Annotated in this window: 7 protein-coding genes and 2 pseudogenes; 2 read left to right on the top strand and 7 right to left on the bottom strand. The window is 71.2% G+C overall.

Features of this window, described 5'->3' with window-relative positions; translation table 11 throughout:
* Positions 1-76: 76 nt before the first annotated feature.
* The 5 genes from JKV81_RS27390 to JKV81_RS27370 form a co-directional block, all read right to left on the bottom strand.
* On the bottom strand, positions 77-1,858 hold the full coding sequence (locus JKV81_RS27390; RefSeq protein ID WP_129260950.1) for an ABC transporter ATP-binding protein: 1,782 nt from the start codon (positions 1,856-1,858) through the stop codon (positions 77-79).
* Entirely contained in the window at positions 1,855-3,687 is a 1,833-nt protein-coding gene (locus JKV81_RS27385) for an ABC transporter transmembrane domain-containing protein (RefSeq protein WP_202078253.1), read from the bottom strand. Before JKV81_RS27385 ends, JKV81_RS27390 begins: the two co-directional genes overlap by 4 nt.
* A gap of 260 nt (positions 3,688-3,947) precedes the next feature.
* On the bottom strand, positions 3,948-5,408 hold the full coding sequence (locus tag JKV81_RS27380) for a Gfo/Idh/MocA family protein (RefSeq protein WP_236057882.1): 1,461 nt from the start codon (positions 5,406-5,408) through the stop codon (positions 3,948-3,950).
* A gap of 324 nt (positions 5,409-5,732) precedes the next feature.
* Positions 5,733-8,675, bottom strand: a complete 2,943-nt coding sequence (locus JKV81_RS27375) for an FAD-binding and (Fe-S)-binding domain-containing protein (protein WP_202078251.1) — start codon at positions 8,673-8,675, stop codon at positions 5,733-5,735.
* 46 nt (positions 8,676-8,721) lie between these two features.
* Positions 8,722-9,168 carry a MarR family winged helix-turn-helix transcriptional regulator gene (locus tag JKV81_RS27370; protein ID WP_031094017.1) on the bottom strand — a complete coding sequence of 149 codons (447 nt, stop codon included), beginning with the start codon at positions 9,166-9,168 and terminating at the stop codon, positions 8,722-8,724.
* A 154-nt stretch (positions 9,169-9,322) separates the two neighbouring features.
* Here JKV81_RS27370 and JKV81_RS27365 point away from each other — a divergent pair, with 154 nt between their 5' ends.
* Positions 9,323-11,128: an ABC transporter ATP-binding protein gene (locus JKV81_RS27365; RefSeq protein ID WP_129260947.1), complete on the top strand. Its 1,806-nt coding sequence runs from the start codon at positions 9,323-9,325 to the stop codon at positions 11,126-11,128.
* Positions 11,129-11,470: 342 nt separating this feature from the next.
* On the opposite strand, the gene JKV81_RS27360 is transcribed toward JKV81_RS27365, so the two are convergent.
* Positions 11,471-12,547 carry an NAD(P)-binding domain-containing protein gene (locus tag JKV81_RS27360; RefSeq protein ID WP_202078248.1) on the bottom strand — a complete coding sequence of 359 codons (1,077 nt, stop codon included), beginning with the start codon at positions 12,545-12,547 and terminating at the stop codon, positions 11,471-11,473.
* A 75-nt stretch (positions 12,548-12,622) separates the two neighbouring features.
* On the opposite strand from JKV81_RS27360, the pseudogene JKV81_RS27355 reads away from it, so the two are divergent.
* Positions 12,623-13,047, top strand: a pseudogene (locus tag JKV81_RS27355) (secondary thiamine-phosphate synthase enzyme YjbQ).
* A 458-nt stretch (positions 13,048-13,505) separates the two neighbouring features.
* On the opposite strand, the pseudogene JKV81_RS36395 reads toward JKV81_RS27355, so the two are convergent.
* Positions 13,506-14,155 (bottom strand): annotated as a pseudogene (locus tag JKV81_RS36395) (FUSC family protein); the annotation flags it as partial.
* Between the last annotated feature and the right edge of the window lie 57 nt (positions 14,156-14,212).

Below are 14,212 nucleotides of genomic sequence, written 5' to 3'. Positions count from 1 at the left end.
CGGGCCGCCCGTGACCTCCCGGCAGAGGGGCGGGCCGCCCGTCCGGCGTACCCGCCTCCCTCCTGGGCCGGGTGACTCAGCCGTGCCAGGAGCGCCACAGGGCCGCGTAGGCGCCGTCCGCGGTGACCAGCTCGTCGTGGCTGCCCAGCTCGGTGATGCGGCCGTTCTCCACGACCGCGATCACATCCGCGTCGTGCGCCGTGTGCAGCCGGTGGGCGATGGCGACCACCGTACGGCCGTCCAGCACCCGGGCCAGGGAACGCTCCAGGTGCCGGGCCGCCCGCGGGTCGAGCAGCGACGTCGCCTCGTCCAGCACCAGCGTGTGCGGGTCCGCCAGGACCAGCCGGGCCAGGGCGATCTGCTGCGCCTGCGCCGGGGTCAGCGAGAGCCGGCCCGAGCCGACCTCGGTGTCCAGACCGTCGTCCAGCGCCCGGGACCAGCCGTCCGCGTCGACCGCCGCGAGCGACGCCCACAGCTGCGCGTCGTCCGCGTCCGTACGGGCGAGCAGGAGGTTGTCCCGGAGCGAGCCCACGAACACGTGGTGCTCCTGGTTGACCAGGGCCACATGACCGCGCACCCGTTCGGCCGTCATCCGGGACAGCTCCGCCCCGCCGAGCGTGACCTCGCCGCTGCGGGGCGCGTAGATCCCGGCCAGCAGCCGGCCCAGCGTGGACTTGCCCGCCCCGGACGGTCCGACCAGCGCGAGCCGCGTACCGGGGGCGACGTCGAGCGACACCTCGTGCAGGACGTCCACGCCCGCGCGGTAGCCGAAGCGCACCTCGTCGGCACGCACCTCCCGGCCGTCGGGGCCGACCCGGTCGTCACCGGCGTCCGGCTCGATCTCCCGTACGCCGACGAGCCGGGCCAGCGAGACCTGGGCGACCTGCAGCTCGTCGTACCAGCGCAGGATGAGGCCGATCGGGTCCACCATCATCTGCGCCAGCAGCGCCCCCGTCGTCAGCTGTCCGACGGTGAGCCAGCCCTCGATCACGAACCAGCCGCCCAGCAGCAGCACCGCGCCCAGGATCGTGACGTACGTGGCGTTGATGACGGGGAAGAGCACCGAGCGAAGGAAGAGCGTGTACCGCTCCCACGCGGTCCACTCCCGGACGCGCCGGTCCGACTGCGCGACCCGGCGGGCCCCCAGCCGGTGGGACTCCACGGTCCGCCCCGCGTCCACCGTCTCGGCCAGCACGGCGGCGACCGCCGCGTACCCGGCCGCCTCCGAGCGGTACGCCGACGGCGCACGCCGGAAGTACCAGCGGCAGCCGACGAGCAGCACCGGCAGCGCGACCAGCACCGCGAGGGCCAGCGGCGGGGCGGTGACGGTGAGCGCGCCGACCAGCAGCCCCACCCACACCACGCCGATCGCCAGCTGCGGCACGGCCTCCCGCATCGCGTTGGCCAGCCGGTCGATGTCCGTCGTGATCCTGGACAGCAGATCACCGGTGCCGGCCCGCTCCAGGACACCGGGCGGCAGCCCGACCGACCGTACGAGGAAGTCCTCGCGCAGATCGGCGAGCATCTCCTCACCGAGCATCGCCCCGCGCAGCCGCATCGTCCGCGTGAACACGGTCTGGACGACCAGCGCCAGGGCGAACACCGCGGCGGTGCGCTCCAGATGGAGGTCGGTGACCCCGTTCGAGAGGTCCTCGACGAGCCCGCCGAGCAGGTAGGGGCCGGTGATCGACGCGATCACCGCGACCGCGTTGGCCCCGATCAGCAGGGCGAACGGCCTGCGGTGACGCCGCAGCAGAGAACGTACATACGTCCGTACGGTCGTCGGCGTACCGACCGGCAGAGTCGTCGCCGACGTCGGTGCGGCCGGGTCGTACTCCGGTGGTGCCAGGCCGATCATGCTCTCTCCTCGATTTCCTCGACCGCACGGGCCGGCAGCAGGCCGTCGATCGCGGTGATCCCGTCCTTCGCCCCGCCCTCGTCCTCGGTCTCACGGGTGACGACCGCCCGGTAGCGCGGTTCGTCCCGCAGCAGTTCCCGGTGGGTGCCCGCCGCCACGACCGTGTCCCCGTCCAGGAGCACGACGCGGTCGGCGAGGTCCAGCAGCAGCGGGGACGACGAGAACGCCACCGTCGTACGGCCCTCGCGCAGCCGCTTCACACCGGCCGCGACACGGGCCTCCGTGTGCGAGTCCACGGCCGATGTCGGCTCGTCCAGCACCAGCGCCTCCGGGTCGGTGACCAGGGACCGCGCCAGCGCCAGCCGCTGCCGCTGGCCACCGGAGAGAGAACGGCCGCGCTCGGTGATCCGGGTGTTCATGGGATCGCCGTCCGCGTCGACCGACGCCTGCGTCAGCGCGTCCAGCACATCGGCGCACTGCGCGGCCGCCAGGGCGTCATCGGCGGCCACCGCACCCGACGAGGGCACGTCCAGCAGCTCGCGGAGTGTCCCCGAGAGCAGCACCGGGTCCTTGTCCTGCACGAGCACGGCGGTCCGGGCCGAGCCGAGCGGCAGCTCGTCCAGCGCCACACCGCCGAGCAGCACCGAGGGGACAGGACCGGAGGCGTCCTCGTCCGGCTCGGCGTGGCCGCCGAGCCGGTCCGCGAGCCGGCCCGCCGCGTCGGGGTCACCGCAGACCACGGCGGTGAACAGCCCCCGGGGAGCGAGCAGTCCGGTCATCGGGTCGTACAGGTCACCCTCCGGGACCTGGGCCTCCAGCGTGGACGCCTGATCGCTGCGCTTCAGCGACAGCACCCGGACGGCGCGCTGCGCGGACGGCCGGGAGAAGGAGTACGCCATGGCGATCTCCTCGAAGTGCCGCAGCGGGAAGAGCATCAGCGTCGCCGCGCTGTAGACCGTGACGAGCTGACCGACCTCGATCCGGCCGTCCTGGACCAGCGTGGCCCCGTACCAGACGAGTGCGATCAGCAGCACGCCCGGCAGGAGCACCTGGATCGCCGAGATGAGGGCCCACATCCGCGCGCTGCGCACGGCGGCCTTGCGGACCTCCTGGGAGGCGCGGCGGTAGCGGCCGAGGAAGAGTTCCTCGCCGCCGATCCCGCGCAGCACCCGCAGACCCGCCACCGTGTCCGAGGCCAGCTCGGTGGCGTGCCCCGCCTTCTCGCGCTGGATGTCGGCCCGCCGGGTGGCCCGGGGGAGGAGCGGCAGGACCGCGAGGGCGAGGGCGGGCACGGCGACCGCGACCAGCACACCCAGGGAGGGCAGGTAGAGGACGAGGCCGACGCAGATCAGGACGAGGGCGAGTGCGGCGGCCGCGAAACGCGACAGCGCCTCCACGAACCAGCCGATCTTCTCGACGTCGCCGGTGGAGACGGCGACGACCTCGCCCGCCGCGACCCGCCGCGTCAGCGCCGACCCCAACTCGGCGGTCTTACGGGCCAGCAGCTGCTGCACCCGGGCCGCGGCGGTGATCCAGTTGGTGACCGCCGTCCGGTGGAGCATGGTGTCGCCCACCGCGATGAGAACGCCCAGCGCGACGATGAGCACCCCGGCGAACGCGAGGTCGCCGCCTGAGCGTTCGACGACGGCCTGCACCGCGAGACCCACGCCGAGCGGGAGCCCGGCGATCGCGCACTGGTGCATCAGCCCCCAGGAGAGGGACTTGAGCTGGCCGGTGAGCTGACCCAGGCCCAGCCAGAGGAGGAAATGTGGGCCCGACCTGACATCGGGGTCGCCGGGATCCGTGTACGGAAGATCGCGAATCTGCATGACGTCCCAAGGATCGGAAGGAGCGGAGATCCGCAGGGATCTCGTGGAACAGGAGGGAGCAAACCGTGCAAGGTTCGCTTCCCGCCCCTCTCCGAGGCAAGCGATTTAATCGGCGCGACGGCCGGTTCCGGCCGAGGGTCCGCAGGTGGTGCGCCGCCGGGTCCGCTCCGGGTCCGTTTCGGGTCCGTTCTGGTTCTCTTCCGGTTTCCTTCCGGGGGACGGGCCCCGCCGCCGAGGAGGCGGCGGGGCGTCGGACGGGTCTACTCCGCGGGCTCGGGGGAGTCCACGCCGGAGCGGGCCTTCTTCCACTCACCCCGGGTGAAGTCGGGGATCGGCTGCGGTGCGCCCTTGGCCTTGATGGAGAGATGGCTCAGCGGGACGGGCGCGGTCCAGGTGGCGGCGTCGTACACGTCGAAGTCGGGGGCGAGCCCGAGACGCATGCACTGCATCAGCCGGAAGACCAGCATGTAGTCCATGCCCCCGTGGCCGCCGGGCGGATCGGCGTACTTCTTCCACAGCCAGTGGTCCCACTCGGCGTACGCCCCGAAGTCCGCCCACTCGTCGTTCGAGTGGTCCGGTTCGAGGTAGATCCGCTCGGGGTAGTCCTCGAAGACCCCCTTCGTACCGCCGAGGCTGTTGATCCGTGAGTAGGGGTGCGGCGTCGACACGTCGTGCTCCAGGCGGATCACACGGCCCTTGGCGGTCTGGACGAGACTGATCGTCCGGTCGCTCTCGATGTACGTCTCCTTCCAGCTCGGGTCACCGGCCGGCATGTGCTCCTTGCGGTACGCGGCGAGACCGAGCGAGGGGGAGCCGACACTCGTGATGCTGACCGCGCGGTCGCCGCGGTTGACGTCCATGTAGTTGGCGACCGGGCCGAAGCCGTGGTTGGGGTACAGATCCCCGCGCAGCCGGGTGTGCCACAGCCGTCGCCAGGGCCCCTCGTAGTAGTCCGGGTCGAACATCAGGCCGCGCAGGTCGTGGTTGTAGGCGCCCGCACCGTGCAGCAGGTCGCCGAAGAGACCCGCGTGCGCCATCCGCAGGACCCGCATCTCGTTACGGCCGTAACAGCAGTTCTCCAGCTGCATGCAGTGGCGCCGGGTCCGCTCGGAGAGGTCCACCAGCTCCCAGAGCTGGTCCAGCCGCAGGGCGATCGGACACTCGACCCCGACGTGTTTGCCGTGGAGCATGGCCGTCTTCGCCATCTCGAAGTGGAAGTCCCACGGGGTCGCCACATAGACGAAGTCGATGTCTCCGCGTGCGCAGAGATTTTCGTAGTCGTCCTCCCCCTTCGTGTAGACAGCGGGCGCCGGCTGGCCCGCTGCCGTCACCTTCGCGGCGGCCCGCTCGGCCTTGTCCTTCACCGGGTCGCAGACGGCGACGACCCGCACCCCGTCGACGGCGAGGAAGAGGTCGATCATGCTGCCGCCGCGGTTGCCCAGGCCCACGATGCCCACGCGTACGGTCGAACGCCGGTCGAAGCGGACTCCGGCCATGGTGGCGCCCTTGCGCGCCGGTACGGCCTGTGGGTCGGCGGCCGCGGTGTGTTCAGCGGCCGACGCCGAACCCGCACCGAGCGTTCCGAGCCCGAGTCCGGCACTCGCGGCTCCCACCGCGCCGGCTGTGGTGCGAAGAACGGAACGACGGCTCAGCGAGCCGTCGTCCGTGGTCTGCGGGTCCTGCCCCTGGGGGTTCTGGTCCTGTGGTGCGTCGTCATTCATCGGGCCTCCAGAGAGGGGAATTTGACGGTGCGCGTACCGATCCGGGGCCCGTGTGGACAGGGCGGGTTCCCGAACCTCGGTTAGGACCTTGGACGGTGGGGCTGTTCTGACGCAAGGGACGCGATTGGACTCCTGTGTTTAAACCATGGACTTCCATGAGCTTCCCGGGCTTCCCCTGGGCTTCCGGCACTTGCGGGCCGTCGGCGACAACGGCTCCCATGACACGGCTGCACGCCCGCACGGCCGTGTGCGGTCACACGGCCGTGCGGGCACGCCAGGACGGCGGGGCAGGGAAAGTGTGGGAAGGCCGGGCCGGGCCCCGTGTCAGAGCACCGGGCGGGTGGCCCACTCCAGCTCGATCAGCGCCGAGCGGTAGCGGTGGCCGGTCGCCCGGTCCATCCCGATCTCGCACGTACGGTTGGCCGACAGATAGGCGTCGTACGGACGGGTGTTGACCTCCGCCGCCTCCTTGGCGGTCGCCGAATCGGTGAGTTCCTTGTGGAGCAGCCCGCGGTCGCCCGCGAACCCGCAGCAGCCCGCGTCGTCCGGCACGACGACCTCCTCCGCGCAGGACTCGGCCAGCGTGCGCAGCTGCGCCACATCGCCCAGATGCTCCATCGAGCAGGTGGGGTGCAGCACCGCGGAACCCGTCCTGCGGAACACGGTCAGCGAGGGCAGCAGCTCGTCGGCCGCCCAGACGAGCGAGTCCACGATGGTCAACTCCCGGTGCAGCGCCCGGTTGTCCTCGGTGAGGTACGGGACCACCTCGTGCGCCAGGCCCAGCGTGCACGACGACGCGTCGACGACCAGTGGGAGCGCGCCGCCCGCCGTCCAGCCCCAGGCCGCCTCCACGACACGGTTCGCCATGACCGCGTTGGCGGTGTCGTACCCCTTGGAGTGCCAGATCGTCGCGCAGCAGGTCCCGGCGACGTCCTCGGGGATCCAGACGGGCTTGCCCGCCCGCGCCGACAGGGAGACGACGGAGTCGGCGAGCGGCAGCGCCCCCTCGTCCTCCGGGCTGGCGAAGATGCGGTTCACACAGGCCGGGTAGTAGACGGCGCTCGCCCCCGCCCGGGAGGTGGGCGGCAGCCTGCGGGGTGCGCCGCCGGGGATCTCGGGCAGCCACTCCGGCAGCAGATCCGGACGTACGGCCTTGCGGGCGAGCCGGGTCACGGCCTCCAGCACCCGGTCCCCGGCATGGCGGGTGACGGCGTCGGCCAGGCTCAGGGCGACCCGCGCCGAAGCCTCCACGACCTTGAAGTGCTGTGCGGTCAGCGCCGCGACGCGCTCCTCGCGGGGGGAGTGCCGGTGATGGCGGAAGTCCTTCATCATCGCCCCGGTGTCGATGCCGACCGGACACGCGAGCTTGCACGTGGAGTCGCCCGCGCAGGTGTCCACGGCGTCGTAACCGTAGGCGTCGAGCAGCCCGGACTCCACCGGGGACCCGCTCGGCTGGCGCATCATCTCCCGGCGCAGCACGATCCTCTGACGCGGCGTCGTGGTGAGGTCCTCGCTGGGGCAGGTCGGCTCGCAGAACCCGCACTCGATGCACGGGTCCGCGACCGGCTCGACCTTGGGGATGGTCTTGAGTCCGCGCAGATGGGCCTTCGGGTCCCGGTCGAGGACGATCCGGGGGGCCAGGACCCCGTCAGGGTCGATGGCCTGCTTCGTACGCCACATGAGCTCCGTCGCGGTGGTGCCCCATTCCCGCTCCAGGAAGGGCGCGATGTTACGGCCGGTGGCGTGCTCCGCCTTCAGTGAACCGTCGAAGCGGTCGACGACGAGCGTGCAGAACGCGTCCATGAACGCGGCGTACCGCTCGACGTCGGCCAGTTTCGCGGCGTCGAACGCGAGCAGGAAGTGCAGATTCCCGTGTGCCGCGTGCCCCGCGACGGCGGCGTCGAAACCGTGGGCGGCCTGGAGCGTGAGCAGCGCCTCGCAGGCCTCGGAGAGCCGGGACGGCGGTACGGCGAAGTCCTCGGTGATCAGCGTCGTGCCCGAGGGGCGGGAGCCGCCGACCGCGGTCACGAACGCCTTGCGCGCCTTCCAGTACCCCGAGACGGTGGCGGCGTCCCGGGTGAACGCGTTGGTGACGGAGACGGCCGGGGTCACCAGATCGAGGTCCGCGACGACCGTGGCGGCCGTCCGCTCGAAGGCGGCGAGGGCGCTCTCGTCCGGGGCACGGAACTCCACCAGGAGCGCCGTCGTCCCCTGCGGCAGCCCCGCCCAGTCGGACGGGACGCCCTCGACGCGCACCGAGGCGCGCAGGGTGTTGCCGTCCATGAGCTCCACCGCGATCGCACCCGCCTCGTTGAACCCGGGCACCGCCGCCGCTGCCGCCGTGAGGGAGGGGAAGAACAGCAGCGCGGAGGAGATGTGGCGGTCCAGCGGCAGGGTGTCGAAGACGACCTCGGAGATGAACCCGAACGTGCCCTCCGAGCCGACCATCAGGCCCCGCAGGATCTCCACGGGCGTCGAACCGTCGAGGAACGCGTCCAGGCGGTAGCCGTTGGTGTTCTTGATCTCGTACTTCGCGCGGATCCGGGTGGTGAGCCGCTCGTCGGCCTCGATCTCCGCCTTGAGAGCCAGCAACTCGTCACAGAGACGCGGCTCCGCGTGACGCAGCAGCTCGTCGGCGTCGTCCTCGGCCGTGTCGACCACCGTGCCGCTCGGCAGGACGAAGGTCAGCGAGGAGACCGTACGGTACGAGTTCCTGGTGGTGCCCGCGGTCATCCCCGAGGCGTTGTTGGCCACGACCCCGCCGACGGTGCAGGCGATGGCGCTGGCGGGGTCGGGGCCGAGGATCCGGCCGTGCCGGGCGAGCGTGGCATTGGCCCGCATGACGGTGGTCCCGGGCCGGATCCGGGCGCAGGCCCCGCCGTCCAGAACCTCGATGCCCGTCCAGTGGCGTCGTACGTCGACGAGGATGTCCTCGCCCTGCGCCTGGCCGTTGAGACTGGTGCCGGCGGCGCGGAAGACGACCCCGCGGCCGTTGCCGTGCGCGTACGAGAGGATCGCCGAGATGTCGTCCAGGTCCTCGGGGACCAGCACGACCTGGGGAAGGAAGCGGTAGGGGCTGGCATCGGAGGCGTACCGCACCAGATCGGAGACCTTCCACAGCACCTTCTCCGGACCGAGCAGAGCGGTCAGACCCGCCCGCAGCTCCGCCGGAGTCCCAGACGCCTTCCAGCCGGGCACCCGATCGGGCGACGGCGCGCGTCCCGCACGAGGACGCAGGGCTTCCGGCTTCGGCTCCAGCAGCGGCATGTCAGGGTCCCCTCGACGGCGCGGTGCGGTGGCCGCACCGCGTGCCTCAGCAGCGGCGGCGCTCCGGCATCCCGTCGACCAGAGCGGTGAGCAGCCCGCCGAGCACCTCACGCTGCTCGGCGGTCAATGGAGCCAGGATCTCCTCCGCGGCGGCCTTGCGCGCGTCGCGCATCGAACGGAGCACGGCCCGGCCCTCCTCGGTGATCTCGATGCGGATCACCCGGCGGTTGGCCGGATCCGGGGCGCGCCGCACCCGGCCGCTCGCCTCCAGGCCGTCGACCAGGGTGGTCACGGCGCGGGGGACGACGTCCAGGCGCTCGGCGAGATCGGCCATCCGGGGCGGGCCGTCGTAGTGCGCGGTCGTGCGCAGCAGGCGGAACTGGGCCGGCGTGATGCCTATCGGCTCCAGCTGACGGCTCTGGATGCGCTGGAGACGGCGGGTGAGCCGCAGCAGCTGCTCGGCCAGCATGCCGTCGGAGTCGGGGGAGTCCATGAGGGAACAATATCAGGACCTCGTTCATTGTGAATAGAGGTAACAATGAGCTAAGCTCCCGAAGTCAAGCTCTCGAAGTCCGTCTTCCTCCCGGGCCTCCGCGCCGGCCGCCGGACGCACGAGCCCCGCCCGCCGCACGCTCTCGAAGGAGCCCATGAAACCCGACGAACCCACCTGGACACCTCCCACCGGGGAGGCGGGCCAGCCGCCCGCCGAGCTGCGCCGCATCTTCCGGCTCTTCCGGCCCTACCGGGGCCGGCTCACCGTGGTCGGACTGCTGGTCGGCGCCTCCTCGCTGGTGTCGGTCGCCTCCCCGTTCCTGCTCCGCGAGATCCTGGACACCGCGATCCCGCAGGGGCGCACGGGGCTGCTCACCCTCCTCGCGCTCGGCATGATCCTCACCGCCGTGATGAACAGCGTCTTCGGTGTCCTGCAGACCCTGATCTCCACGACGGTGGGCCAGCGCGTCATGCACGACCTGCGCACCGCCGTCTACACCCAGCTGCAGCGGATGCCCCTCGCCTTCTTCACGCGCACCCGCACGGGCGAGGTCCAGTCCCGCATCGCCAACGACATCGGCGGGATGCAGGCGACGGTCACCTCCACCGCGACCTCCCTCGTCTCCAACCTCACCGCCGTCATCGCCACCGTGGTCGCCATGCTCGCGCTGGACTGGCGGCTGACCGTCGTCTCGCTGCTCCTGCTGCCCGTCTTCGTCTGGATCAGCCGCCGCGTCGGCCGGGAGCGCAAGCGGATCACCACCCAGCGCCAGAAGCAGATGGCCGCGATGGCGGCCACGGTCACCGAGTCGCTGTCCGTCAGCGGCATCCTGCTCGGCCGGACCATGGGCCGCTCGGACTCCCTCACCCAGGCCTTCTCCGAGGAGTCGGAGCGCCTGGTCGACCTCGAAGTGCGCTCCAGCATGGCCGGACGCTGGAGGATGTCGACCATCGGCATCGTGATGGCCGCCATGCCCGCGGTCATCTACTGGGCGGCCGGCCTCACGCTCCAGTCGGGCGTCACGGCCGTCTCCATCGGCACCCTGGTCGCCTTCGTCTCGCTCCAGCAGGGCCTGTTCCGGCCCGCGGTCAGCCTGCTCTCCACCGGTGTGCAGATGCAGACGTCCCTCGCCCTGTTCGCGCGCATCTTCGAGTACCTCGACCTCGAGGTGGACATCACCGAGCCCGCGAAGCCCGTCCGGCTGGAGAAGATCCGCGGCGAGATCGCCTTCGAGGACGTCACCTTCAGCTACGACGAGAAGGGCGGCCCCACGCTGAGCGGCATCGACGTGACCGTGCCCGCCGGGAACAGCCTGGCCGTCGTCGGCCCCACCGGCTCGGGCAAGTCCACGCTCAGCTACCTCGTGCCACGGCTGTACGACGTCACGGGCGGACGGGTCACGCTCGACGGCGTCGACGTACGCGACCTGGACTTCGACACCCTCGCGCGGGCCGTCGGCGTGGTCTCCCAGGAGACGTACCTCTTCCATGCCTCGGTCGCCGAGAACCTCCGCTTCGCCAAACCGGACGCCACCGACGAGCAGATCGAGAGCGCGGCCCGCACCGCGCAGATCCACGACCACATCGCCGGGCTGCCCGACGGCTACGACACCCTGGTCGGCGAACGCGGGTACCGCTTCTCGGGCGGCGAGAAGCAACGGCTGGCGATCGCCCGCACGATCCTCCGGGACCCGCCCGTACTGATCCTCGACGAGGCGACCAGCGCCCTCGACACCCGTACGGAACACGCCGTGCAGCAGGCCATCGACGCGCTGTCGAAGGGCCGCACCACGCTCACCATCGCCCACCGGCTCTCCACCGTCCGGGACGCGGACCAGATCGTCGTGCTGGACGAAGGCCGGGTGGCCGAGCGCGGCACGCACGAGGAACTGCTCGCGCAGGACGGACGCTATGCCGCCCTGATCCGCCGCGACAGCCGTCCGGCCCCCGCGCCCGTCTGATGCGCCGGAGCCGGAGGAGTGGGCGGACACACGGCAGCGCCGCCGCTCCCGTGGGACGGGAAGCGGCGGCGCCGTTGTGCAGAGACGGTCAGACGAGCCAACCCACGAAGTGGACGATGCCGGCAAGCAGGTTGGTCAGGAAGTTCATCTGGTAGTTCTCCTTGTGCGTGGTGCTTCTCTGGGACATGCGCAGTTGCGGTCTGCAGCCCGGTGTGTGCGCTCAGTAATCATCAGTCGCGGTGCGGTGGTTGAGCAACAAATCCCGGAACGACCACGCGTTCGAGCGAACATCCGCTCCCGTGTTCGTGTGTTCTCGTGCCACCCGCGGTCGCTGACGCCCGGTCAGGCCGGCACCCTCTCCAGCAGCCGGCTGACCGAACGGACGGCCGCCCGGCCGGCCCGGTTGGCCCCGACCGTGCTGGCGGACGGCCCGTAACCGACGAGGTGGACCCGCGGGTCCCGCACCGCCTGAGTGTTCTCGACGCGGATGCCACCGCCCGGCTCCCGGAGTTTCAGGGGCGCCAGGTGATCCACGGCGGCGCGGAATCCGGTCGCCCAGAGGATGACGTCGGCTTCCACGGTGCGGCCGTCGGCCCAGGCCACCCCGTCCGGCGTGATCCGCTCGAACATCGGGAGCCGGTCGAGGACACCCTGCTCGCGCGCGCGACGGACGGCGTCGTTGAGCGGCAGCCCGGTCACGCTCACCACGCTCTGCGGCGGGAGCCCGAGGCGTACACGCTCCTTCACCATGGCCACCGCGGCCCGCCCCTCCTCCTCACCGAACGGCCCCTCCCGGAACACCGGGGGCCGCCGCGTCACCCAGTACGTCTCCGCCGCGACCTCGGCGATCTCCATCAGATGCTGGGTACCCGACGCGCCCCCGCCGACCACGACCACCCGCAGCCCGGCGAACTCCGCGGGCCCGGGATAGCCCGCGGTGTGCAACTGCCGCCCCCGGAAGGTCTCCTGACCCGGGTAACGCGGCCAGAACGGCCGGTCCCAGGTGCCGGTGGCATTGATCAGCGCACGCGTGGCGTACGTACCCTCCGAGCTCTCGACGAGCAGCCGGCCACCCTCACCCTCACGCACGGCGGCCACGTCGACCGGCCGGTGCACCCGCAGACCGAAGCGCCGCTCGTACGCGTCGAAGTACGCGCCGATCACCTCGGAGGAGGGACGGCTGCCGTCCGCGCCCGTCAGCTCCATCCCGGGCAACGCGTGCATGCCGTGCACCTTGCCGTACGTGAGCGAGGACCACCGGAACTGCCAGGCGCCACCGGGCCCGGGTGCGTGGTCCAGCACGACGAAGTCCCGGTCGGGCTCGAGACCGGTGCGCGCCAGGTGATAGGCGGCGGACAGCCCCGCCTGCCCCGCGCCGATGACGACGACGGCCGGCTCACTCGTTCCGAAGTTGTTCACGCTTCTACCAACCCGGGGCGCGCCCGGGATCTTCCCGGCGGGCACGGCCCGCCCCGGCAGCGAGAGAATGGAGCCATGTCCGACACCTTTGCCACGTACGTGCTGAGCCTCACCACGGGACGGACCGAGACGGTCCTGGACCTGACGGAGGAGTGCACGCAGTTCCTCGACCGCACCGCTCACGGGCGGGACGGCCTGCTCAACGTCTTCGTCCCGCACGCCACCGCCGGGATCGCGATCCTGGAGACCGGAGCCGGCAGGACGACGACCTCCTCACGACCCTGCAGACGCTGCTCCCCGCCGACGACCGCTGGCGCCACCGCCACGGCAGCCCGGGCCACGGCCGCGACCACGTACTGCCGGCGCTGGTACCGCCGCACGCGACGCTGCCGGTGGTCGGGGGGAGGCTGGAGCTGGGGACGTGGCAGTCGGTGTGCCTGGTGGATACAAACACGAGCAACACCAACCGCAGCGTCCGTCTGAGCTTCCTCGGCCAGTGAGCTGCTCTGTTGTGACTGTAGAGGGATCCTCCGGCCGTACCAACTGGGTAGCCCCAGTGGGCGCCAGGCGAGCGTGTCACATCTGATAGCAGATTCTTTGTCTGCCGGTGGTACACGACTCGCGTGGTTACTGACCAGCGGCAACGGTCGTGATTCGACCGCACTGCAGGCGGCTGGGCCGAGTATGGCCCGGATCTTGGGCAGAGGACAGTGGATCCCTGGCCGACAGCCCGTGACGGTGGCGAGCCTGCACACAAGGGAGGGGAGGGCCGACAGGTCTCCGCAAAGGAGACCTCGGTCCAAAGGGTTACGAGAGAGGAAGTCGTCAGGGCTTGGACCGCGGAGCGGGCAACCCACCGACTGATCGCTGCGTCCTGAGCGTGACGTTCCCTCATCTTGGCCATCTGTCGGACCAGGCGGACCTCGGAAGCGGGGCGCACGCCTGCTGCGGCAGGTGGTCATCCACCCCGGTGCGCGGGTTCCGAACCATCGCCTTGAGCCTCCACCGCTTCCCGCACTCGCTGGTCCTCGCGCAGGGAGCCGACATCGCGCTCCAAGGGGGTGCGGCTCACGGCTGTCGCAAGGTTTTCCAAGGCGTGTTTCTGCCGGTCTGCCTCGCTCCGTAGAGCTGGGCTCCGGACACCGGCTCTTTCCCGTGTCTGGAGGGCCTTCTCCACGCGTGCCCAGTTCGGGTGCCTGTGCTCGCGCATAGCGGCTGCCGCCTGCTCCGTGTCCGATTCCAGGGCTTCGGCCAACTCCTCCACCTCGGAGCGGAAGGGTTGTCGTCGTGCGGGACGCGGCTCTCCATAAGCGTTGCTGCTCTGTCGAAACCTTTGAGCGCCTCCTGAACGTCCTTCGCCTCTTGCGCAGTCAGGCCCCTGGGGCGAGCCGGTTCCTGTTGTGCCCGGTCGTAAGCCTCCTGCCAGGCTGCGCGGGCTCTTCTGCTCGCGAGTTGGGCGCTGCGCATGTCGGCACGGCGTTCCGCGGTCGGTTCGGCGAAGTGGCGGAGCACTGCCGCCGCGTGGCAGCCGTTGGCCGCAAGCCAGGCCGCCAGCCGCTCCCGTAGCCGGGGCGTCTCCCACGCGGGAAAGACCGCGTAGGCCAGCATGGGCGACATGGGGAACTCCCGGCAGCAGATTCCGGGCCGTGTCCACCACGGTCAGCG

Origin of the sequence: Streptomyces silvae (assembly GCF_016745505.1) — a bacterium.
GTDB classification, from domain to species: domain Bacteria; phylum Actinomycetota; class Actinomycetes; order Streptomycetales; family Streptomycetaceae; genus Streptomyces; species Streptomyces silvae.
This window is presented reverse-complemented; position numbering and strand designations above follow the sequence as displayed.